Here is a 23,619-nt window from a genome sequence, read left to right on the forward strand (position 1 = left end):
ACGGTTAAATAAGCGCCCTGGCTTTCAGTTCCAGGTATTTGTTAATCACATTCAGTGTGAGTTGTTCCGGTGGGGTAAGTAAGGACAGGATGCCATATTTCGTAAGTTCCCTGACCATTAGTTTCTTTTCATAAGCAAATTTCTGTGCAATCACCTGACGATAGATCCCTTCTACAGTGTGCACGTGATCTTTCGTTACTTTCCTGAGCTCTGTATTTTCAAAGAAGACCACCAGCAACAAGTGATACTTCGCAAGCTTGCGGAGATAAGGTAGCTGTCGCTGCAGCGCCGTCATCGACTCAAAATTGGTGAAGAGTATCAGTAAAGAACGCTGAGAAAAAACACTACGTAACGTAACACTCAGTCTCTCATAATCACTTTCCTCCCACTGCGTTTCCTGTGCATATAATCTCTCCAGTATCAGGTTCATTTGAGTCTTCTTACCGGAAGAAGGCAACACATCTACCTGTTGCGCAGCCAGCGTAACCAGTCCTGTTTTATCTCCCTTCTGCAGGGCGATATTACTGAATATCAGTGAGGCGTTGATAGCATAATCCAATAAGGATAATCCTTCAAAAGGCATCTTCATGGCCCTGCCTTTATCGATCACGCAATATACCTGCTGCGACTTTTCTTCAACATAGTTATTGACCATAGGAGTGCCCCTGCGTGCAGTAGCTTTCCAGTTCAACATACGCACATCATCTCCACGTACATATTCCTTAATATGATCAAACTCCATGCTATGACCAACCACACGCTGCTTATGCACGCCCATTTCCTGTAAACGGCCATTGAAAGAAAAGAACTCATAGTTGCGTAACTGCAGAAAAGAAGGATATACTTTAACAATTTCCTCATTCAACGGAGCAACATGCCGCTGCGACAATCCCAGTAAGCTGCGTACAAAAGCATTGGTTTTACCAAAACGGTATTCCCCCCTTTCTACAGGACGTAAAGTATAATGGATCTCCTGCTCCTCTCCTGCTTTCAGCTTTGCCTTCTTCCTGAAATCACGTATCTGGAACTGCACCGGCAATTCTTCCAGTATAATAACGGTGATGGGAAAACGATAATTATTCACCAGCTTTATGCTGATGTCATTATTGTCACCATTACTGAAACGGCTCGCCATAGTGCGTGTCACCTCCAACGGCTTCTCTCCTGCCACATACAGGAAGAACAGATCCAGTACAAGCAGGAACGCGAGTAATGCAAAGATCAGCTCCGACACGATATACAATGGCGGGAAGAAGTAAGACACAACGAATAACATCGCTGTACTTCCCAGCAATGCATAGAAGCGTGTTGTAAAAAATAAAGACTGATAGAATGCTTTCAACATACAATAATGTTTACCTCGGCACTTCCACTGACTTCACGATCTGTGAGATCACTTCGTCTGCAGTAATACCTTCCATTTCACGCTCAGGTGTCAACATAATACGATGCCGTAATACATGCGGCAACATACTGACGATGTCATCAGGTGTAACAAAGTCGCGGCTCTGCATAGCGGCAATAGCCTTTGCACAATTCATCACTGCCAGCGATGCACGTGGCGATGCACCGAGATACAATGAAGCATTATTACGCGTTTCATGGATCAGGGCAGCGATGTAATGCAGCAATTTATCTTCTATATGCACTTTACGCACCAGCACCTGGTATTCCATGATCTGTATGGCCGTTACTACACGTTCTACAAGCTGGGTCAGGTCAGACAAACCATTGTACTGATGCATGGCCTGCAACATGGAGATCTCTTCCGCCAGTGCAGGATACTTCACTTCTATCTTGAAGAGGAAACGGTCCAGCTGTGCTTCCGGCAAGCGATAAGTTCCTTCCTGCTCTATCGGGTTCTGTGTAGCCACTACCATGAAAGGAGCAGGCAAAGGATGTGTGATGCCATCATTCGTTATCTGCCTTTCTTCCATCACTTCAAACAGAGCCGCCTGCGTTTTTGCAGGAGCGCGGTTAATTTCGTCTATCAACACGAGGTTACTGAACACCGGGCCACGCTTATATTCAAACTCTCTTTTCTCCGGATTGAATATGGAAGTACCGATCACATCCGCAGGCATAATATCGGGTGTGAACTGCAGCCTGGAAAAGTCTGCATCTATACAGCGCGCCAGCAGTTTGGCGGTTAGTGTCTTTGCTACTCCAGGTACGCCTTCTATGAGCACGTGTCCTTGAGTAAGCAGCCCGGCTATTAACAGATCAATCATCTCATGCTGACCAATGATTACCTTTCCTATCTGCTCCCGGATGGCCACTACCGCTTCATGAAGAGCGGTAAAATCAGTACGGGGCTGAAATGTAGTTTCCTCCATTATTTCGTATTTAAATAGAACGCTTGTATATTTTTATAAAATCGCTGTAAATATTCATCTGTAATAGTGTAACCTGACTGCACCTGCTGAATACTGCTCAGGATATCTTTCACCTGTTCCAGTGGCATGACTGCCTTGCGGGACAATGCCTCTGCAAATGCAGCATCCAGGTTGTTTGTGTTCAGATAATAGCGTGTGCGTACAAACTCCTGCCACTGTAAAATGATCTTCTGCGCCAGGTTACGATTATCATGCTGCTGATAATATAATTGTCCCAACGCATCCACAAACTCCAGCGAGTTATTCACCAGCATCGGCTTTTCAGGAATGATACGTTGTCTGCGCTTGCTTTCAAATAACATATAGATCAATAGTAATGCCACAGCCAGCCACAAGGCCCAACGCATGGCAGGATAACGCATCAGCACCTGCCATTCGCTGAAATCGGATGACTGACGATAACGCTGATATTTATAAAACTCATCCCAATACACATGATCCATGTACAGATTGGTGTATGCCAGTTGTCTTTCCAAAGACACGATATTACGCCCCTGCATCAGGAAGTAATTGGTCAGTGTAGATGGCTGCAACAGCAGGAATACAGCGCCTTCGCCAACTGCTATCCTTACAAAATCAGGACGCTTGAATGCATCTGTACCCAATATAGTAGTGCGGCTGGTATCCATTTTTGTGATGAAGCTTCCCGCTCTGATGCCTTTACGGGAAAAGGCTGTATCAGGCGCCAGGTTCCTGTTCACATAACGCTGGTCAGCATTGGTAAAAGACTGGAAGATACCCTCATCATCCACTGCTATATTCAGGTATTCCAGCAGCATACTATCCGGCCGGTTGGAAGCAATGAACAGCTGATTACCCGCTGAAGCAAATTTGATCATATTCTTCGCGTCTTCTGCTGAAGTATATAATCTGTCTGCCACCAGGATATACAGGTTATAATCGGTAGAGGCCAGTGTTTCATCCTTGCTGTACGTACGGGAAAAAGGCTTGGTAACTACCTGTGGTTTGATATCATAGTAAAACAGATGAGACAGGGTCTTAAACATCACATAACATCCGCCGGGGCTTTTGTCTTTGTGGGAAAAGCTCTGGCGCGCAAGTTCCTTCTCATCAATATTTTTGCTGTCCGGCTTACCTGTACGCGACGAGAAGACCAGCAGTATCAAAAATACCAGGATAATGGCGCTGATTATTGCTATTAATTTTGATTTCACCGGGTATAGCCTAATTCGTTCATAAATTGACGGAACTGCCTGTGTATAATGTTGAACTGTTCATTGTTCACAGGCATCTCTCCGTACCAGATATATTCATAATCCAGCGTCAGCGTTGCAAATGTTTTATACCATGGTGTAGACACCAGGCTGCGCAGATAAGCTGCATTGGTTTTCTCCCTGCTATAAGTAAGGATCCCCTTATCCACCAATACCCGCAGCGTTTGCAGGTATAACAGTCTTACTGCTACTCTGAACGTGCCGGAAGAAATGGCCTGTTCTATCTGCTGATGATATGTTTCCACATCCAGTTCTTCCTCCGTCAGTTTTACAGTCTTATCAATATCCGGCTTCTTTCTCTTAAACAGGTAGCCATTCTGTCTCAGGTAGAGATATAACAGCAAACCGGCACAACTTAATATGATACATACGATCGCAACCGGGAAAAGCCCTACCAGTCGCAGCAGTCCCGAAAAGATATCATCAAGCCAGGACGATTCCCTGCGTTGTTCCGGCTCCTTTTTTTTGTATTGCAATTCCTCATCTGCCAGCAATACTTTCATGATGGTGTCGGGTACGGCCCGTATCACCAGTGGATAATCCGCATAAGACTCCATCGTATCAGCCATGGCCGGCATTGCCTGGTCCCAGAGATAATGTACTTCCGGCACTTTTTCTGTATCCTGACTGATATCTTCCCTGACGCCTGCATCGGCTGCTTCTTCTGCTGCCTCTCTTTTTGCAGCTGTAGCGACCATGTCTTCAGCCACCATCGAATCCCACTTTTCTGTAGGCACAGACTCCTGCGCTTTGGTGAACAAAGGCAGGCACAATAATACCAGGATATAATGAACACGCGTCTTCCTCATTTCACAGGCTTTATAATAGTTGCTTTTGGTCCGAGCTTATATCCTTTACGATGCAGATAGATCGGGTAAACAATAAAGTAACCAACGATAAATAGCAGCGATAGCGACAAGATACTGATACTTGTCCATACAGGCATGGCGGTATGCCGGGTTACAAAGCCTTCCAGGAAAGCCGCCACTATAAATACGGGTATCAGCGTCACGACTATTTTTACGCCATCGCGGGCTGTATTTTTTAGCGCGTCCAATCTTTTACGGGTACCCGGGAATATCAGTCCGCTGACCATTACCAACCCGGCACAACCGGCTATTACAATAGCAGAGATCTCCAGGGTGCCATGTATCCAGATCACGAGTACTGATTTCATGCCCAGGCCCTTGGAGAAGAAGTAATACTGGAAGGCTCCCAGCATTACAGCATTCTTCATCATCAGCCATAGGGTACCAACTCCCAACGTGAGGCCGCTTACAAAGGTCAACATAGCTATAGTGATATTCCGCTCCGCGATTCTCAGGAACATCACCAGCTCGTTCTCCTGTTTATAAACGCCAAAAGGATCGCCGTTATTGATATTCCGTTCCGTCATGCCCACATATTCATCTCCCAGCACACCACGTACGAAAGTTTCATCGTGAGCGGCCGAGAAAGCACTGATCACGCAGAACAGGAGGAAGAATAAAAAGGAGAACAGGAACAAACGGTGGTATTTGCGGAACAGCAGTGGCAGCTCGTAGATGAAGAAATTCCGGACCCGGCCATCCTGTTCTTTCCGGTTGCCATAGATATGATGATAAATACCGGCAGCCAGGCTGTTGATATAAGCGGTCACCTTGCTAAAACTGTAGAAAGTTTTGGCATAAGCCAGATCATCCAGCAGGCTGGTAAAACGTTCCGCCATCTCGTCCGGATCTTCGGCAGGTTGCTCCTGGTATCTTTTCCAACGCTGCAGATTCTTTTTTATGAAGGTTGATTCACGCATGGGCTGTCTGTTAGTCCGTCATCCATAGCTGGCTATAAAGGATAAGCCATCAAATGTTCAATGAAAGGATTTTGCTCAGAATATACAAAAAAAAGACCCCGGCAGCTAATATTAATTAAATAAATGTAGCTAGATTAGTCAGCAACGGAACCGTTCGGAACAAAGGTCTACCGCTTATGGTCTGCGATCTATGGACTACTTACAAACATATAGATTAATTAGTAAATTTATACATGGCCTCTATAAAAATACCCACTTCTTTCAATATAGATCTTGAATTTGAGACGGCTAACCTTTTCCAGCGTTTTCTGGGATGGTTGCTGGATACGCTCATCAGGCTGGTATATTGTATAGCATTGGGTTACACGGTGTATAACCTGCAGCTGAGCGAGACGGTCAGCTATGTCGTGTATTTTTTCCTGGGCGTATTGCCGATGCTATTCTATTTCCTTGTGTTAGAGATCATTATGAACGGGCAGACGCCGGGCAAGCTGCTGCTGAACATCAAAGTGAGGAATATGCAGGGAGGGAAGCCCAGCATCAGCCAGCACCTGATCAGATGGCTGTTCCGTTTGCTGGAAACGCCCTATATTTTCTGGAATGGCATTATACCCATCATTGCCATGTTAAGATCGCCGTATGATCAACGGCTGGGGGATATAGTGGCGGGAACGATCGTAGTGAGCACCAAAACAAAGGCAAGCCTGAATGATACGATTTTCAGGGATATGTCTGCGGTGGATTATCAGCCACATTTCCCGCAGATCCTGAAGTTATCTGACAGGGACATGAACAAGATCAAAACACTGATGGACCAGGCTATCAAGTCAAATAACCCGGAGCTGGCGGCACGTGTAGCCTATCGCGTAAAAGATGTGCTTGAGATCAAAACGGATATGCAGCCGGCGGAATTCCTGGAAACAGTACTGAACGATTACAACTACTATACTACCCGATAACTGCCGGTCGCCAAATAAATGACAACCGGCAGGAAAACTAATTATGGCAAAAAGTTTTTTACACAGCAGGATTTCCGATACTACCTATCTGGCTATCCAGTGCAGCCCCGGCAGGACGACCGCCAGGACCTATATAACGGATGTCTTTGCTGAAAGCCAGGATCGGATAAAAAATGATCCCCAGTAGTAGTAATCCTATTGTGAACCCAACATCCTTCCCAAAGCTCTTGCTGAGATCATGGGTCAACATAATAGGCAGGATGATCCATCCGTAGATAGGGATCAGAAACATAAAAATATACCACCAGGGTTTCCCTACAATTTCCAGCATCACAATTAAATTGTAAATAGGAATAATGCTTGCCCAGCCCGGTTTGCCGGCCTTTTCGAATATTTTCCAGCCGCAGACAATGAGCAACACGCAAATAGCCAGATAGAACACCATAAGAACACCGAATGCGCCACTCATGGCAGCGCCTGAAGAATCGTAAGAGACGTCTTGCATGATTAAAAGTTTAGGTGAAAGGACATATGTATAGAAATTGAACATAATACCTATCGGATCGTGGTGTGAAAAAGGTTTGTTTCATGGAGTATGGAGCCTCTGCAGGGGTTCAACCGGTCACTGATACAAGAGATATAACATCCAATGTGACAGAATTGATCACTGCAACAACACATTTTTTGTTCTCTTTTTTAAATAATTCTGATAATTCTTCTTTTAATATTTGTTATTTATTTCAATTAGTGTACATTTGCAGCCGGCAAGTCTTATACGACCAGCTCCTGCTGAACTCCCCCAGGACAGGAATGTAGCAAGGGTAGGCGGTTGTAGCGGTGCGATGTAAGTAACTTGCCGTTTTTTTTTTTTGATATTCCAGGTCATCAGTCAATAGATTCAATTGTAATACTATTAACTAACTACTCATTCTCATAAGGATGACCTGACTCTACCCAATGCGTTCCAACTGTTTATTTCGCGATTGTCAGGTTTCTGTGTTCATTCTAAATGAATCAGTGAGTACTGTTGATTATATATTATTTGTTCCGTACTATTGTGGCGGCAATAAATTATTTAAAAAGGACTAAATCATTTCACAATGAAATTCTTCATAGATACTGCAAATCTGGCACAGATTAAAGAAGCAAACGACCTGGGCGTTCTTGACGGTGTTACCACCAACCCTTCCCTGATGGCTAAAGAAGGCATCAAAGGCGAAGCTAACATCCTCAAACATTATGAAACAATTTGCGAGCTGGTAGATGGTCCTATCAGTGCAGAAGTATTGTCGACCGAGTTCAACGCCATCGTTGAAGAGGGAAAGAAACTGGCTGCTATCCACCCAAATATCGTGGTGAAAGTGCCAATGATCAAAGACGGTATCAAAGCGCTGAAATGGTTCACCGACAACGGTATCAAAACCAACTGTACGCTGGTATTCTCTGCAGGTCAGGCTATCCTGGCAGCTAAAGCAGGTGCTACCTTTGTATCTCCTTTCATTGGCCGTATTGATGACAGTAACTGGGATGGCGTTGAGCTGATCGCCCAGATAGCACAGATCTACAGCATTCAGGGCTTCAAAACAGAGATCCTGGCGGCTTCTATCCGTTCTCCTTTACACATCATCAAATGCGCTGAAGCCGGTGCAGACATTTGTACATGTCCGCTGGATTCTATCCTCGGTCTCCTGAAACACCCGCTGACTGACATCGGTCTGGCTAAGTTCCTGGAAGACGCTAAGAAAATGTAATCTTGTTTTTAGATGGTATACTCCCCGGTGCACGCCATGCATCGGGGATTTTTTTATTCCGTCATATTATTCCGTGATCCCATTCAATTATATCGTTCTGCCGTCCCCCCGGGGTTGCACCCCGGGCTACAAACACGGGACTCCTAAAGGAGTCCTATTATGTTTTGTTAATGGCGTTTGTTATATCTATTATGCTACCTGGTTGGATTCTTTAACAGCATTGTAATTCATAATCTTCTTTTCCCCAATACTTGCTATAGTTTTCCCGGATTTTCTTTACAGACCAGCCAAAACCTATGCCCCAGCGGACGCACTCCAGGCTTCAAACCCAAATCTAACGAAACTGATTGACGCGAATAATTTCCTACTTTTCTTGATATAACTTTCATTTTTTTCTGAAAGTATTGTAACTTTGATCTGCATTTATAATTTCCGGCGTTTGAATACATATTGTCGCAAGACATAAGCACGTTCATTTCGAATTTATTTCTTTGATTGCTAAATGATTGTATTATGATTCAACCGAATATTCCGGAAACAGGAATGCCCCGTATAGTAATTGTAGGTGGCGGTTTTGGAGGTATCAACTTAGCCCAAAAGCTCAAGAACGCCCCCGTACAGGTTGTAATGCTGGACAGGAACAATTATCATCTCTTCCAACCTCTCCTCTACCAGGTATCTACCGCTGGTCTTGAAACAGATAGTATTGCTTTTCCGCTTCGCGGAATCTTTAAGAACCAATCTAACTTCATCTTCCGTATGGCCGAGGTAACCGGTGTACGGCCTGCAGAAAATATACTGGAAACAGGTATCGGAGATCTACACTACGATTACCTGGTGCTCGCTACAGGCAGCACCACCAACTTCTTTGGTAACAAGATCATTGAAGAACATGCTATTGGTATGAAGTCGCTCATTGAGGCAGTACAGATCCGTAATTATGTGATCAAACAATTTGAGGAAAGCCTGCTGCTGGAGGACGAAGAACAGATCAGGTCAAAACTGAACTTCGTGATGGTAGGCGGTGGTCCTACCGGTGTAGAACTGGCGGGCGCTTTCGCTGAATTGCGTAAGTATATAATGCCAAAAGATTACCCCGAACTGCCGGTATCTCTCATGAACATCTACCTCATTGAAGGTAGTGGCCGTATCCTGAACGGTATGAGTGAGCACTCCTCCGGTAAATCGCTGGAAAGCCTGGAGAAACTGGGTGTGAAGGTATTGTGCAATGCGGTAGTGAAAGAATACGATGGTAAAACACTTTTGCTCAGCAATGGCGAAACATTGAAGACCCAGTCCTTATTGTGGGCCGCTGGCGTAAAAGGCGTACCGGTAGCAGGTATTCCGCAGGAATCAATACTACCAAATGGTCGCATACAGGTGAATGAATTCAACCTGGTGAACGGTACGCTCAATATCTATGCTATCGGCGATATTGCCCAGATGGTGAATGATCCTAAATTCCCGAAAGGCTATCCGATGGTAGCGCAGGTGGCTATCCAGCAGGGAGCTAACCTGGCTGAGAATATTGTGAAGATCATCAAATCTGCCGGACGTGGTTTGAAAGCATTTAAGTACAATGATCTTGGCAGCATGGCTACCATAGGACGTAATCATGCTGTGGCTGAATTTGCAGGGATGAAACTGAGCGGATTTATGGCCTGGATGGTATGGATGGCGGTACACCTTATGAGCCTCCTGGGATTCAGGAACAAACTGGTGGTGTTCAGTAACTGGTTCTACCGTTACTTTACTTTTGACCGTGGTACGCGTATTATCATTAAACGCGGTGCTGCGAATATTGTGAAACTCCGCCAGACTGTTGTCAGCTGATTTTTTGTGGGAGATTTGTAACGTGATATATCATCCGCAGTGATAAAAAAAACGCGTCCATAGTGTATAATACATGCTATGGACGCGTTGCTTTTTATGTTGCTGTTATTTACGGCTTAACATAGAATTCAGTGTAGTGGTAGTGACCAGTTCATCTGCACGACCACCCAATGCACGATAATAAACCAATATCGTGTAGTTGTTCTCTGTTTCCCACCAGTTTCCTTCTGTCAACTGGGTATCAGGCTTACTGTCAGCAACTGTATTATCCACCAATGCATATACGTAGTTATAAAAACCCTGTTTCAGGAACAACGTTCCCTCATATGCCCTGCTGGCGGGATTAAATACCATCTTATTATTGTCGTTGCACTCATAGTTCGTCAATTCTCCCAGGATGAACATGTCGTAGCCTGCATATGGCTCGGGAACAGGGAAAGAGAAATGCACAGTAGCGTAATCCCCTTCAAAGAAAGGATCATAATCATCCAATGTAGCGAGATAGTACAATCCGTTGATATCCTTGATATACTGGTACATTTTACCACCTCTTTCAAAGTCGGGAAGGGCATAGACATCTGTATGATCTTTTGCATACTCTGTCGTCCTCACCCTTTCTGTCTGCAAACGGAAACTCCGGAGATCTATCCAGCGCCATTCCTTACCTGCCGGCATCACACAGTCTACCTCCCAGTTGTATTCCAGCACATTGCCTTTGATGAACAAAGGGCGGGGGAATTTGACCGCATTATCCCAGCGATAATTTTGCAGGATGACCACTTTCATCTGGTCGAAGGGATTTATAACATTCAGTCCGGCGGTATTGACAGAAAAGTTGATCTTCTGGTGTGTCCGGAAGACCTTGGGCGTAACAGGCTGCTGGATAAAGCCGCTTACACTGGCTTTATTGCCTATTACCAGCATACGGCGGGTCAATACCAGCTGATCGGTATCGCTGTCCAGGTAAACTTTCAGCAGGTAATTGCCCGACCTTGTCGGGTAACAGTTCTGATTGGGCAGCTGCACCGAGTAGTGGGTATATTTCTGTAAAGCAATGCTGGAAAAACGGTAGTCCTGTATCCTGTTCTCAGAGAAGCCCCGCAGGTATTCCACCTGATTGATCTGGGCCCTTGTCCAGTCGGCATTACACAGAACAAACGTATAAAAGTAGTTCTTCACGTCATTGTCCAGGTCATCAAAGCTCAATTCCAGCTTTTCATCGCCATTGAGCGTAATAATGGGATAACTGAGCTGATCGCCGGCCTGGTTCAGCTTCACAGACCGGATATTACTGTAGTAAACGTGGTCAGGACTATTGGTATTCTCCTGCGCAGCTACCGGCAGAACGTATGCCAGTAAACATATTACCGGTATACAGAAGAAGGATTTTATCTTCATAATAGCATTTCAAGTAACCATTAAGGTACTATTTTTTCAATTTGTACCGAGCAGCTTCATTATAAGCGGCCGGCTGTTTATGATTATATTCAATACATTTGTCTTATGAATTTGCCATTATTCATTGCCAGGCGGATCGCCTTTAACCGGTCATCATCCTTTTCAAAGTTCATTATCAATATCGCTATTGCAGCTACTGCGATAAGCGTAGCGGTAATGATACTGGCAGTGGCCCTGGTGAATGGTTTTCAGGAGGTCATCCAGCAGAAAATATTCAGTTTCTGGGGACATATGCACATTACCCAGTATCAGCCTAATGCCGGTCCGCTGACGGAACAATTCCCCTTTACGATGGATAGCGCTACTTTAGCAAAGCTCAGACAGGTAAAAGGTATCAATACAATAAACGCTTATGCTACCAAATCTGCTATAATAAAAGCAGAAAAAGATTTGGAAGGCGTCATCTTCAAGGGTGTAGACAGCCATTATAGCTGGAACCATATACAGCAATTCCTGCAGGAAGGTACTGTTATCCACTACAACGACAGCAGTTATGCACCGGAAGTGCTTATTTCTGTCAGGCTTGCGAAAGAATTACAACTGAAACTGCATGATCCGCTTATCATTTACTTTATCCAGGGGCCGGGACAACCGCCAAGGGCGCGTAAACTGACCATCAGCGGCATTTTTAAGACGGGTATTGAAGAATATGACAAGACATATATACTGGGTGATATTGAACTGATCCGCAAGCTGAATAACTGGGAGCCCGGCAGCATCGGCGGATATGAGATCTTTACGGATGATTACCGTAATCTGAAAGAGATTGGCACTGCTGCTTTTGATGTTCTTCCCGATCAGTTGTTTATCCGTTCCATCGCTGATATCTACCCCAACATCTTTGCCTGGCTGCGTTTACAGAATAAAAATAAGGCCATTATTCTTGTGATCATGTCTATTGTAGCGGCTATCAACATGATCACGGCTGTTCTCATCCTCATCCTGGAACGAACGAATATGATCGGTATTGTGAAAGCACTGGGTATGCGGGATGCCAGAATACAGGAGATCTTCATTGCCCAGGCGGCATATATAGTTATAACGGGAATTGTCCTGGGGAATATCCTGGGTATTGGCTTAGCTATCCTACAGCAGACCACCGGTCTCTTTAAATTACCGGAGGAGTCCTATTACATGTCTGTAGCGGCTATTTCCCTGCGCTGGTGGCAGGTACTGCTGATTGACCTGGGCACGTTGATACTTTGCATATTGGTGTTAATACTACCGTCCGAGATCACCAGAAGGATCACGCCTATGAAGGCGATACAGTTTAAGTGATCATTGATTAACGATATAAAACAGCGAAAGCCATGGCAATCAGTGCGAGGGATCAGGTACAGTGTTCGTTATATCGTTATCAGTTTGCTACACTAACAATCTTCCGCAGATGATACCGGCAGCTACACCGGCATTCAGGGATTCTGCTCCTCCCAGTCTTGGGATGGTGATCTTATAGGTACTGGCGGCAATTACGGCTTCACTCAGTCCGCGGGACTCGTTGCCAATGAGTATAATACCTTCTTTCAGTTTGGAAAATTCGGTGATGTTTGTGCCATGTAAGGTAGCCGCATAAGAAGGTACGCCTGCCTGCTGTAGCAAAGTAACAATATCACTTTCCAGTATATTTACCCGGGCGATGCTTCCCATTGTGGCCTGGATTGTTTTGGGGTTATAAGCATCCACACAATCCGGAGAGCAAATGATCTGACGGATGCCGAACCAGTCGGCTATACGAATGATGGTACCGAGATTACCAGGATCCTGGATAGTTTCCAGCGCCAGAGAAACGGTCCCTTTTAAAGCTCCCGGCGCTACGTCAGCAGATCCCGGAATATCCAGCAGGGCTAATGCCTGATTGGGTGTAGTCAGCGCTGACAGCTGCTTCAGGACACTTTCTTCTACTTCTGTAACCCTTGTCGTGGGTATACGGTCCAGCAAAGACTTATGAGTACTGATCCAGGCGGCAGTTGCATACACCTCCTGCACGGGAATGCCTTCCTGCAGGAGCTCCGGAACGATCTTATCTCCTTCAGCAATGAACTGGCCGGATTTTTGACGGTATTTTTTATGCTGTAATGATTGAATATACTTAATTTGCGCCTTCGACAACATAGAGCCAAACCTACATGAATTCTTTTAATCGGCAAAGCCACGCGGACTGGCCTCTATGGAAATAAACAGAAAACAAAGCTTCTAACTATTAATAATTGTATTGACTCTGATGCAGCAGCGGCCACATAGTTCCCTTTTTATTTATCTGAACTATATAATCATCCTGATGACCACACTGGCGCTGGCTGCTTGTTCCAATACAAAATACCTGCAAAAGAATCAGCTGCTTTATGTGGATAGCGACGTGGATGTGAAAGGGGAAGCATCTAAAGCTGAAAAACAGGATATCCGCGCCTCCCTTACTTCCAAACAACTCATGCTGCAACAGTCCAATACCTTGTTTTCGGGTACCCGTTTCAAGGTGTGGCTCTACAACCAGAAGTACAACGAAAAGAAATCCAACTGGTTCTGGAACCTGATGCTGGCTCCCCGCAACCTGGAAGAACCGGTAATCTATGATTCCACCAAAACCAAGGAATCTGTCAAGCGCATGGTCAGCTACCTGAATAACCAGGGCTACTTCTATGCTACTGTGGATTATGAGGAATCTATCAAACGGCAGAAAGTCAATGTCACCTACAAGGTCAATACCGGTAAGAACTTTGTGATCAATAAGATCCGCTATGAAATACCGGATACCAATCTGCTGAAACTGGTCAAAGAAAACGAAAAACTCGCCCTGATCAAGTCAGGCATGGCCTACAAACAGGAGGCCCTGGGCAGCGAGCGTGAGCGACTGATGCGCGTGGTACGCAATGCCGGCTATTATAAATTTGACCGCAATGCCATCGAATTTGAGATCGACACCCTCCATAAAACGCTGTTCCGCAACCTTATGAACCCTTTCGAGGGGATTGTTAACGTGTATAACGAGCGTAAAGGTCAGGACAGACCTAAAATGGATATCACTATTAAGATCTGGAATCCGGAGGATTCTTCACTCCGCTATCAGCAGTATGCGCTGGACAGCATTATTGCCTATCCCGATTACCCGGTATATGGCAGTACTGCCGACTCCCTGTTCAAGACCACACAACGCCGGGACCTGACCATCCGCTACCGTCAGGACATCCTGAAGCCGGCCGTGCTTTACAGGTCTGTACTCCTGAAAAAGGATGAACGTTTTTCCCAGCAACGTACCAACGACGCCATCAGCCGTCTCTATGACCTGGGCGCATGGCAGTTTGTAAACCTGCAGTACAGGGAAAGCAAAGACAAACCGAATACACTGAACACTTATATCTTCATGACGCCCAAACGCCGTCAGGAGATAGGGGCGAACTTTGAGGTCAGCACGAGCTCTGACTACCTCGTGGGTAGTGGTATCACCCTGAACTACCGGCACCTGAACATAGGCCGTTCGGCTACGCAGTTAAATGTGAGCCTGAATACCGGCGTTGAGCTCATCCGTAACCAGGGTAACTGGATGCTGCAATCGCAGGAAATAGGCGGACAGGTCAGCCTGATCTTCCCCCGTTTCATCACACCCTTCCATATTGCCCAGCGTAACCGGTCTACGGTGCGTACCAGGCTGACTGCAGGGGTCGATTATCTGACCCGTTCTGCCAAGTTCTATATCTCCAACGTGAATGCTTCTTTTGGATACGAATGGAATCAGAGCCGCTATAGACACTGGATCGTCAAACCTATCTCCCTCAACTATGTGGGGGTGAACCTGAATGCAGGGTTCCGCGACAGTATTGTAAACAAGAACCCGTATCTGAAAAGAAGCTTTGAGCCGGCGTTTATCGGCGGTGAGAATGTCACTTATATCTACAGTAACAATGATGTACTGCACCGTAACCACTATTCCTATTTCCGCGCGAATGTCGAAGAGTCTGGTGCATGGCTGAATGGTATCAACAGCCTCTGGGGGAGTATTTCCGGCAAAGGCACCGATCTCGAGAGCCTGACCAATATGCCGATTGCCAATTTCCTCAAGCTAGAGGCCGATTACAGGCATTACTGGACGCTGACTAGTCATACAACACTTGCCACCCGTATTTATGGCGGTGTGGGTATTCCATACGGCAAATCTGATGTAATGCCATATATCCGCCAGTTCACGGCTGGTGGTCCTAATAGTATCCGTGCCTGGCGTCTGCGTACGCTCGGACCGGGCACTTTCAAAGACAGTTCTGTTACTGCCAGCACCTTCCCTGACCAGACGGGGGATATGAAGCTTGAAGGTAATATTGAGTACCGTTTTGACCTGCTGCGCCTGTTCAATGGCAGTATCAACCTCAAGGGCGCGACCTTCCTGGATATGGGAAATATCTGGATGCTCAAGAAGGATACTATTCGTCCGGGGGGTGAGTTCAGACTGAAGAACCTTTACCGCGATCTGGCAGTAGGTACGGGGGCTGGGTTAAGGCTGGATTTTTCATTCTTTTTGATCAGGCTGGATTGGGGGGTACCGGTGAAGGTGCCTTATTATAAGGGGAATAAGAATGGATGGTATCTGAGTCAGTGGCAGTTGGGGGATGGGACCTGGCGGAGGAATAATATTATCTGGAATGTGGCGATAGGATATCCGTTCTAGGAATTGGTTGCGGTTTCAGGCCGGCAATTTCCACCTGAAACCGTGTTTGTGGCCCTGGGTGGCAGGGCCTATTTCTTTACGACATTCTTTGCTTCCTCAATAAATTGCTCAATCTCCCAGGCATTTTCCAGTTTAAACTCCCCTATTCTCGTACGGCAAAGGCTGCTCATATATCCTCCTACGCCCAGGGCAGCGCCGAAATCGTTGGCCAGAGAGCGGATATAGGTGCCTGTACTGCACACAACACGGAAGTATATTACGGGCATTTCTATTTTGGTGATCTCAAATTCTTTGATGAAAACTGTGCGGGGTTCCACTTTTACTTCGACTCCCTTGCGCGCCAGTTCATAAATGGGCTTACCATTCTGTTTGATGGCAGAATGTATGGGAGGAAGCTGTTGCTGTTCGCCAAGGAACTGGCGGGTAGTGTCATGGATCGTCTGTTCGGTGATACCATCCAGCGGTTTGAAGTCTGTGGGTTCAGACTCCAGGTCGTATGTGGGAGTAACGGCGCCTATGGTGAAAGTACCAGTGTATTCTTTCTCCTGTGCCTGGTATTCGTTAATCTTTTTAGTCATTTTACCTGTACAGCAGATCAGTAATCCTGTTGCCAGTGGGTCCAGGGTTCCGGCATGACCAGTTTTCGCCTTTGTTGTGTTCCTGATCTTTCTTACGATGTCGAAAGAGGTCCATTTTAAGGGCTTGTTGATAAGAATTACCTGTCCTTCTTCGTAAATGTTTTTTTCTGCTGTCTGATTCATCCCGCAAAGATAATAGAAACCCGGAATGCGGCGTTCATCCTAAGAAACACCAGACTGGTATAAAATATGCGCTTTTTCACTATTTTCACGCAATTTTCATAATATGTCTTTAGTACAACACAGCAACGCGAATGTCAGATATCAGCAACAGGTGGATAATTCCATTAACTATGTGCTGCCTTTTATAGATGCAGCCATGCCGGTGACGCCGGATCTCCGGATAATGGAAATAGGCTGTGGTGAAGGAGGCGTATTGATACCTTTTCTCGAAAAAGGCTGTCACTGCGTAGGTGTAGATCTTTCGGATGATAAAATTGCATTGGCACATGATTACCTGAAACAATATGTTGACGCGGGTAACATGCAACTCATCAATAAGAATATTTATGATGTTGATTTTCTGGGTGAGTTTAAACACTCATTCGACCTCATCATCCTGAAAGATGCCATCGAACATATTCCTGATCAGGCGAAGATCATTGGCTATCTGAAAAATCTACTGACTCCCCGTGGACAGGTATATTTTGGATTCCCACCCTGGTATATGCCACATGGCGGCCATCAGCAGACATGTGAAAGTAAAGTACTGAACATGATGCCTTATATCCATTTGCTGCCTAATCCGCTTTATAGAGGCGTTTTACGCGCATTTGGAGAACCACCGAATATTATTGCGGAGTTGATGGAGATCAAGGAAACAGGGATCTCTATTGAGCGTTTTGAGCGAATTGTGAAAGAGCAGGGATACAAGATTACGAAGAAACAATTCTATCTGATTAATCCTATCTACAAATATAAATTTGGATTGAAACCCCGCCTACAGTGGGGCCCTGTGGCTGCGATCCCTTTTGTGAGGAACTTCTTTACAACCTGTGTTTATTATATGATCAAGGCGCAGTGAGGATAGTTGACATCACCGATCTTATTAAGATCATTCAAGATTATAAAAAGCAGAAGCTCCCGCCAAGGCAGGAGCTTTTGTTTTTTATTGTTACAATGTCGTTTAATTATTAGTTCGTATGTTTCGTCAGATGATTGGTTTAAGTCTGGTTATTACTATGGTCTAACGGCCATTCAACCAGGATCATTGTACTTAATCTTCCGGCCAGTTATTCTTCTTATTTAAGCTATTATTTTAGCTTAAATATTAATCATTGTTCCAGATCTCCCAGCTCGCTTCAGCCTGTAGTATCAACATCTCATGACCATTCTTAATAGTTGCGCCTCTGTCAGCACCTTGTTGCAGGAACGCCGTCACGGCGGGATTATAGATAAGATCGTACAACAGGTGCTTATCAGTTAATTGCTCATATGGCAATGCAGGTGCCGCATCGACATTAGGATACATGCCCAAAGGCGTCGTATTAACGATCAGTGTATGAGATGCCATTATGGAAGCATCCAGCTGTTCATAAGAAATCGAATCAGCGGAAGCCTGCCTGCTGACCAGCCTGTAAGGAATATTCAGGCTTTCCAGCACATACTGTACTGCTTTAGCCGCGCCACCGGTACCAAGTACCAGTGCCTTATTATGATGGGATTGCAGCAGTGGCTCCAGAGATCTTCTGAAGCCGATAGCATCTGTATTGTAGCCTATCTTACGCCCATCTTTGAACCGGATGCAGTTAACAGCCCCTATCTGTGCAGCAGCAGGACTCAGTTCATCCAGGTAAGACATCACTGCCTGCTTATATGGAATAGTGACGTTCAGTCCCTGCAGGTCAGGGTGTTCGGCAATCAATGCAGGTAATTCACCTATTTCGGGTATCGGGAAGCTATCGTACATGCAATCCCTGATACCCTCACGGGCAAATTTCCCGGCAAAAAAACCTTTTGAAAATGAGTGACTAAGTGGATACCCGATAAGACCGTACACCTTCATAAAGAACGGATTATGCTTTATCCAGGAAGAGGTGGAAAGTGTCTCCTCTGAGGCCAATACGCATTGCTTCCAGGGAAATCACTTCATGTGGCGCAAGGTTACCCAGGTTCACGTTACAACCGATCAGTTCCAGGAAATACAATTGCTGCGCTTTCTGTGGCGCCTCCCAGATGATCTTCTCTGAAGGGACCTTGGTGAGGATCTCCTGTACCAGGCCTTCCCTTACTTCACCGGAACCACGATAGATACCCACGTTACCGCTTTCACGAGCTTCGGCGATAACATAAGTAGCACCGGCGCCCAGCTCGGCGTTCATCAGTTCAATCCATTTATAGGGAGGAATGATATGTTCTGCATCTTTAGAGCCTACTTCACTCAACACAACAGCGATCTTTGACAGCTTCTCGATATAACCGCATTTTTCAGCATGCGGGATGGTAATGGACCCATCAGATACTTCAATATGTTTGATACCATAATCTTTGATCACGCTCACGAACTCATCAAACTGATTACGGATAAGGAATGCTTCAAATAAAGTTCCGCCGAAATACACAGGAATATTGGCAGACTGGTATAATTCTATTTTCTGGCGCAGGTTAGGCGTTACAAACGAAGTTCCGAAACCCAGCTTCAGGATATCAAAATGTGGAGACGCTACTGATAAAAAATTCTTAGCTTCTTCCAAACTTAGCCCTTTATCCATCACCATGGTCAAACCATGGTTACGAGGTTTCTTTGTCCGATCGGGAATTTGTGTCAGATTAAAATTCATTTGAACGTTTTTTTTCGTCTTGACGGTCTGTAAACCAAACTACTATACTTCACTGGTTTTCTGGAATAGGGAACTGCCCATCTTTATTAAACCGGCGCAAAATTAACATATTCCGGTTTAAAGAGTTTCAAATAAAAGATTTTATCAGAAAGAAATTTTCTTATCTCATAATATACTAAATACCAACAAATTAAAATAAAAAATGCGTAATATTCAGTGCAAAATTACAGCACATAATATTACGCATTTAAGGAACAAAGGTTCCTGATAAGAACTTTATTACTTCCCTTTTTTGGTACGTTTATACCTGGTGATAAGTTCTACGATACCGGGATGTTGCAACAATGTCGGATCCAGTTCTATCAGTTTCTTCACATGTTTTGCATTGACCTGAAGCGCTGTTTCCAGTTGTAACATACCTTCTTTTGATTTACCGGTTGCAAACATAATAGCAGCCCGGTAATATTGCAGGACAGGCTTATGGCCTACTTTCTGTGTGGCAGCTTCCAGCTGTGACAGGGCTTCTTCGAAGAAACCTGAAACATAGAGACCACGGATAAATTCCTGCCAGGTAGTGATACTGGAAGGACGGATACGCACAGCGGCAAGGAGATGGATCAATCCCTCCTTGTTTTTGTCCAGTTCAAGATAACATTGGCCCAGTGCTATCAGGTATTCGGCGCTGTTCTTATTAATCTTAATAGCGCTCATAATAGATTTGATAGCATTTTCCCAGTTGGCTTCAGTCATGTAAGCAATACCGATCTTGTAGTAGAGCTTATCATCGCTTGGGCTCAGGTGGGATGCTTTACGGTAGTAATAGCGAGCCTGGGTATATTTACGCTGACGTTCGTAGCAGTGGCCGATAGCTTCGTAAATAACATCTTCCGGTTTAGCAATTTCGAGGTGCTTCTTCAGCACATCAATTGCTTCGCCGTATTTACGCAGCCTGATATAGGCATCGCCCATATTGCGGTAAGCATAATCAAATTTCTCATCAATTACGATAGCGTACTGATAAGCATCAATTGCTTTTTCATACAATTTGAGCCCCTGGTAAGCGGTACCCAGGTTAAACCAGGCCAGCTGATTGTAAGGATGCTCATTGATAATGTTGGTATGGAGGCGGATGCTTTCTTCATTCCGGCCGGTAAACTCCGTCCAGAAGCAGATCTTATGCAAAGCCTCTTCGTTATTGGGGTCGTGTTCCAGCGTGAGGCGCAAACAGTCAAAAACCTTTTCAAACTCTTCACAGTCGTCATATACATCGGCCAGTTCCAGGAGCAATTCTGTCTTATCCTCTCCTTCAAATACGGCAATCTGTTCTTCCAGCACGGCCGCAGCTTTTTCATGCTGGTTCATAGCAAGGTATACATCAGTCTGCAGGATGTAAAGGTTGATATCTGTACTATCCAGTATGGCTGCTTTTTCCAGCAGATCCATAGCTTCCTGGTATTTCTTTGATTCTATGAGTAGATTGGCCTTTTTGAGTAAGAGGGTGGAAGAATAAGGGAACTGTTCAATAGCCATTTCAGCAGCCTGCATGGCATTAGGAAGTTCATCATGCTCATCATAGTAGTCTATGATCAGTTCGAAAGAATCCTCGTCGAGAAAGGAATGAGACTGGCCAGCTTTCAGGTTTTCAAACTGCTGCAACAAGTCTCTTAACTCCTCAAAATCGTCGTTTAAAAATGGAAAGTCTTGATTCATTAATGTAAATATAAGTATTTTTTGAATCGGGCGTTTATCGCCCCAGGCTCCCAGGATTCTATAAATTATTTAACATTACTTTAAGATTTTTTCGTATCTTCGTTAAGAATTTGTTATATAATATATAGAAAAGTTTGTACATTTGTGATACAATGAAACAGATAACTAACATATTGCAGACCTTTTCATTGTCTTTTTTATTGGCTGGCATCCTGGTAATATCAGGACTGACGGCTAAAGCCAACGATAATTTAACTTCCGATAATAAAGACAAGATAAAGAAGAATGAAACAGGACTTTCTCTGGCAGGTTTGTCAGGAAAGACCAACCTGAGCCTTGATGCCGGTTTCCGTTTCAATGGTGCTATGAGCTCCAGCTTTAAGCTGTCAGAAAGTAACTCCTGGAACTTTAAGTCAGTAATGACAATCAAGAAAGGGAACGTAACATATGTATTGCCATATGCTACGCAAATACAACCGCCTTCCAACATGAATTTTCATCAGCTGCACATAGTGCTGCCCCTGAGGAAGAACTGATCACATTGACCATTTTGCATTCTGCATAAAAAGGAAAAGGTCCCGTCTGAGACGGGACCTTTTCCTTTTTATTGTTTTCGGGAAGGTTGGGGGATTTCCGCTTCCCGATGGTCCCCGGGGTTGCAACAGAGAAAAACAATACAAAATGGCGATGGAGCCATCAAGCCCCAGCGCCAGGGACCATCCGTTAAAAAACAAAGGGCTCTGTCAAAGACAGAACCCTCCAGAAATAATTATGAGGCAAGATCTTATCAACTTCCCATTTTCAGCAACTCTTCACGGCTGATCTCCTTATATCCTGACTTAGGTATGTCAAAGAAAGATCCCGGCACTGCATAGAGGTCCACCTTAGTAGCTACTACATGCATTCTGGAGCCGTTTTTATTGATGATCTCAAACTGTAAAGGAATTCCCTTCAGATTCACGAAACGGCGGTTATATTGCCTGTTTTCCGGCAAGAGATCGACGGTATAATATACCTCAAACGTTTGCCCATCAGGCATTTTACCGATCGCTTTTTTACAGTTATACCCGGCAATCTGTTTTGTTTCAACGCCATCATTGAATTGCACCTGTGTATATTCCTTCAGTTCCTTGGTATATTCATCCTTACCAGCGCGGATCAGGTATTTATCCCCATGATTATCAATCAGGGTAACCACTGTTTCTTCACGGCTGTTAATGAGATAGCTGTAGTGTACAGATTTAAAATCTATATCTACCCTGCTCAGGTGTCCCTTCATGTATTGGGTTAGTGTGCCGCCTTCAAAAGAGGCATCCGCCTGTGGTGGTGTTTCGATCTTGTAAACGATCTTCGCGTCTGATACCAGTCGCTGGGCAAACAGGCTACCAGTGATCAGGCAACAGCATAAAAGTGTTAAAATAGCTTTTTGCATGACAGTAATGTATTTCATCCGCAATGTTTTAAAAGTTAAGGCCGGATGTCACCTTGCATAATATTTCCGCTGTATAGGGATCCACTATGCCTGACTTCATAGGTTATATTGAAAAAATCATACCGGATTACCAAACCATTTTTTCCTTATCCAAAAAGGCTTTTATACCTCGCTGGCAATCAACATGTTCTCTTGTTTCCGCATTTAATCTGGCTGCCTGCTCCAACGCATTTTCCAGTGGCTGGTCAAAGACGTCTGTGATCAGCTTTTTGGTAACTTTCAGAGAGTTAGCGGAAGCGCCGGTACAGAGATCGTCCGCTACTTTGGCTACATGTTCAGCGATGCGGTCAGCTGATATCACTTCATTCAGCAAGCCATAATATGCTGCTTTTTCGGCGGTGATCAGTCTTCCCGTCAATAACAGGTCGCGGGCACGCCCCTCTCCTATTTTTCTGACCAGGAATACGGCTACAAGGGCTGGAATGAAACCGATCTTCACTTCGGTATATCCCAGCTTAGCCTCCGGCACAGCATAACTCAAATCACACAATGTGACCAGACCACAGCCGCCGGCAATGGCATGCCCTTCCACCTGGGCTATTACTATTTTCTCATGATAGTAGATCTGTTGCATCAACTGCATCAGTTCTTTTGAATCGGCAAGATTTTCGTCTCTTGTATTTAACTGGAGTTGTTGGAGGTATTCAAGGTCTGCCCCGGCGCAAAATGCATCACCGGCGCCTTTCAATATGATCACCTTCACATCGGGATCACTTTCCGCCTGCTTGAAAGCAGCGCGTAGTTCGGCTACCATAGCGCCATTCAGCGCATTGCGTTTTTCCGGCCGGTGCAGCGTTATACTGGCTACACGGCTTTTAACATCATATAGGATATGTTCGAAAGCCATTATTTATGGATTGGCGATTTCAGATCGCAGAATGAATATAACAAGAACTTGTTAAATTCTGTGATCTGAAATCGCCA

Annotated in this window: 22 protein-coding genes and 1 other RNA gene; 9 read left to right on the forward strand and 14 right to left on the reverse strand. The window is 44.9% G+C overall.

What is annotated here, in order from left to right; all coding sequences use genetic code 11:
• Positions 1 to 4 precede the first annotated feature (4 nt).
• The 5 genes from F3I09_RS10905 to F3I09_RS10925 are packed head-to-tail and all read right to left on the reverse strand — an operon-like array spanning position 5 to position 5,420.
• Positions 5 to 1,345 (reverse strand): DUF58 domain-containing protein, encoded by a 1,341-nt coding sequence (locus F3I09_RS10905; RefSeq protein ID WP_149695073.1) that lies wholly within the window; start codon positions 1,343 to 1,345, stop codon positions 5 to 7.
• 10 nt (positions 1,346 to 1,355) lie between these two features.
• A complete protein-coding gene (locus F3I09_RS10910) occupies positions 1,356 to 2,336 on the reverse strand; it encodes a MoxR family ATPase (RefSeq protein ID WP_149695074.1) in 981 nt (326 codons plus the stop codon).
• Positions 2,336 to 3,571: a DUF4350 domain-containing protein gene (locus tag F3I09_RS10915; protein WP_149695075.1), complete on the reverse strand. Its 1,236-nt coding sequence runs from the start codon at positions 3,569 to 3,571 to the stop codon at positions 2,336 to 2,338. Before F3I09_RS10915 ends, F3I09_RS10910 begins: the two co-directional genes overlap by 1 nt.
• Entirely contained in the window at positions 3,568 to 4,440 is an 873-nt protein-coding gene (locus F3I09_RS10920; RefSeq protein WP_149695076.1) for a DUF4129 domain-containing protein, read from the reverse strand. Before F3I09_RS10920 ends, F3I09_RS10915 begins: the two co-directional genes overlap by 4 nt.
• A complete protein-coding gene (locus F3I09_RS10925; protein WP_149695077.1) occupies positions 4,437 to 5,420 on the reverse strand; it encodes a stage II sporulation protein M in 984 nt (327 codons plus the stop codon). Before F3I09_RS10925 ends, F3I09_RS10920 begins: the two co-directional genes overlap by 4 nt.
• A gap of 233 nt (positions 5,421 to 5,653) precedes the next feature.
• Here F3I09_RS10925 and F3I09_RS10930 point away from each other — a divergent pair, with 233 nt between their 5' ends.
• Positions 5,654 to 6,379 carry an RDD family protein gene (locus tag F3I09_RS10930; RefSeq protein WP_149695078.1) on the forward strand — a complete coding sequence of 242 codons (726 nt, stop codon included), beginning with the start codon at positions 5,654 to 5,656 and terminating at the stop codon, positions 6,377 to 6,379.
• 58 nt (positions 6,380 to 6,437) lie between these two features.
• On the opposite strand, the gene F3I09_RS10935 is transcribed toward F3I09_RS10930, so the two are convergent.
• A complete protein-coding gene (locus F3I09_RS10935) occupies positions 6,438 to 6,884 on the reverse strand; it encodes a DUF5684 domain-containing protein (RefSeq protein WP_149695079.1) in 447 nt (148 codons plus the stop codon).
• Positions 6,885 to 7,141: 257 nt separating this feature from the next.
• Between F3I09_RS10935 and ffs the strand changes: the two genes are divergently transcribed.
• From ffs to F3I09_RS10950, 4 genes are all read left to right on the forward strand, one after another.
• Positions 7,142 to 7,241, forward strand: an RNA gene (gene ffs / locus F3I09_RS10940) — signal recognition particle sRNA small type.
• A 238-nt stretch (positions 7,242 to 7,479) separates the two neighbouring features.
• The gene (fsa, locus tag F3I09_RS10945; RefSeq protein ID WP_089835205.1) at positions 7,480 to 8,130 is read left to right on the forward strand and encodes a fructose-6-phosphate aldolase; all 651 of its coding nucleotides are present in this window, start codon (positions 7,480 to 7,482) and stop codon (positions 8,128 to 8,130) included.
• A 177-nt stretch (positions 8,131 to 8,307) separates the two neighbouring features.
• Entirely contained in the window at positions 8,308 to 8,481 is a 174-nt protein-coding gene (locus F3I09_RS34740) for a hypothetical protein (RefSeq protein ID WP_188133767.1), read from the forward strand.
• Positions 8,482 to 8,643: 162 nt separating this feature from the next.
• Positions 8,644 to 9,963 carry an NAD(P)/FAD-dependent oxidoreductase gene (locus tag F3I09_RS10950; protein WP_149695080.1) on the forward strand — a complete coding sequence of 440 codons (1,320 nt, stop codon included), beginning with the start codon at positions 8,644 to 8,646 and terminating at the stop codon, positions 9,961 to 9,963.
• A 105-nt stretch (positions 9,964 to 10,068) separates the two neighbouring features.
• On the opposite strand, the gene F3I09_RS10955 is transcribed toward F3I09_RS10950, so the two are convergent.
• On the reverse strand, positions 10,069 to 11,361 hold the full coding sequence (locus F3I09_RS10955; RefSeq protein WP_149695081.1) for a DUF5103 domain-containing protein: 1,293 nt from the start codon (positions 11,359 to 11,361) through the stop codon (positions 10,069 to 10,071).
• A gap of 105 nt (positions 11,362 to 11,466) precedes the next feature.
• Between F3I09_RS10955 and F3I09_RS10960 the strand changes: the two genes are divergently transcribed.
• Positions 11,467 to 12,699, forward strand: a complete 1,233-nt coding sequence (locus F3I09_RS10960; protein WP_149695082.1) for an ABC transporter permease — start codon at positions 11,467 to 11,469, stop codon at positions 12,697 to 12,699.
• Positions 12,700 to 12,786: 87 nt separating this feature from the next.
• On the opposite strand, the gene F3I09_RS10965 is transcribed toward F3I09_RS10960, so the two are convergent.
• Entirely contained in the window at positions 12,787 to 13,533 is a 747-nt protein-coding gene (locus tag F3I09_RS10965; RefSeq protein ID WP_149695083.1) for an RNA methyltransferase, read from the reverse strand.
• A gap of 109 nt (positions 13,534 to 13,642) precedes the next feature.
• Here F3I09_RS10965 and F3I09_RS10970 point away from each other — a divergent pair, with 109 nt between their 5' ends.
• A complete protein-coding gene (locus tag F3I09_RS10970; protein WP_149695084.1) occupies positions 13,643 to 16,075 on the forward strand; it encodes a BamA/TamA family outer membrane protein in 2,433 nt (810 codons plus the stop codon).
• Between the two features lie 68 nt (positions 16,076 to 16,143).
• On the opposite strand, the gene truB is transcribed toward F3I09_RS10970, so the two are convergent.
• Positions 16,144 to 16,836: a tRNA pseudouridine(55) synthase TruB gene (gene truB / locus F3I09_RS10975; RefSeq protein ID WP_149695085.1), complete on the reverse strand. Its 693-nt coding sequence runs from the start codon at positions 16,834 to 16,836 to the stop codon at positions 16,144 to 16,146.
• A 103-nt stretch (positions 16,837 to 16,939) separates the two neighbouring features.
• Between truB and F3I09_RS10980 the strand changes: the two genes are divergently transcribed.
• The gene (locus F3I09_RS10980) at positions 16,940 to 17,737 is read left to right on the forward strand and encodes a bifunctional 2-polyprenyl-6-hydroxyphenol methylase/3-demethylubiquinol 3-O-methyltransferase UbiG (protein ID WP_149695086.1); all 798 of its coding nucleotides are present in this window, start codon (positions 16,940 to 16,942) and stop codon (positions 17,735 to 17,737) included.
• Between the two features lie 246 nt (positions 17,738 to 17,983).
• Here the strand turns inward: F3I09_RS10980 and F3I09_RS10985 are convergent, their stop codons facing one another.
• From F3I09_RS10985 to F3I09_RS10995, 3 genes are all read right to left on the reverse strand, one after another.
• Positions 17,984 to 18,718, reverse strand: coding sequence for a shikimate dehydrogenase (locus F3I09_RS10985; protein WP_149695087.1), 735 nt, complete (start codon positions 18,716 to 18,718; stop codon positions 17,984 to 17,986).
• A gap of 10 nt (positions 18,719 to 18,728) precedes the next feature.
• A complete protein-coding gene (locus F3I09_RS10990; RefSeq protein WP_149695088.1) occupies positions 18,729 to 19,493 on the reverse strand; it encodes a phosphosulfolactate synthase in 765 nt (254 codons plus the stop codon).
• Positions 19,494 to 19,772: 279 nt separating this feature from the next.
• On the reverse strand, positions 19,773 to 21,203 hold the full coding sequence (locus F3I09_RS10995) for a tetratricopeptide repeat protein (protein WP_149695089.1): 1,431 nt from the start codon (positions 21,201 to 21,203) through the stop codon (positions 19,773 to 19,775).
• Positions 21,204 to 21,355: 152 nt separating this feature from the next.
• On the opposite strand from F3I09_RS10995, the gene F3I09_RS11000 reads away from it, so the two are divergent.
• Positions 21,356 to 21,739 carry a hypothetical protein gene (locus tag F3I09_RS11000; RefSeq protein WP_149695090.1) on the forward strand — a complete coding sequence of 128 codons (384 nt, stop codon included), beginning with the start codon at positions 21,356 to 21,358 and terminating at the stop codon, positions 21,737 to 21,739.
• Positions 21,740 to 21,990: 251 nt separating this feature from the next.
• Here F3I09_RS11000 and F3I09_RS11005 read toward each other — a convergent pair whose 3' ends face one another.
• On the reverse strand, positions 21,991 to 22,653 hold the full coding sequence (locus F3I09_RS11005) for a hypothetical protein (protein WP_149695091.1): 663 nt from the start codon (positions 22,651 to 22,653) through the stop codon (positions 21,991 to 21,993).
• Positions 22,654 to 22,762: 109 nt separating this feature from the next.
• A complete protein-coding gene (locus tag F3I09_RS11010; protein ID WP_149695092.1) occupies positions 22,763 to 23,542 on the reverse strand; it encodes an enoyl-CoA hydratase/isomerase family protein in 780 nt (259 codons plus the stop codon).
• Positions 23,543 to 23,619: the final 77 nt, after the last annotated feature.

Source organism: Chitinophaga sp. CF418 (assembly GCF_900142925.1).
Taxonomy (GTDB): domain Bacteria; phylum Bacteroidota; class Bacteroidia; order Chitinophagales; family Chitinophagaceae; genus Chitinophaga.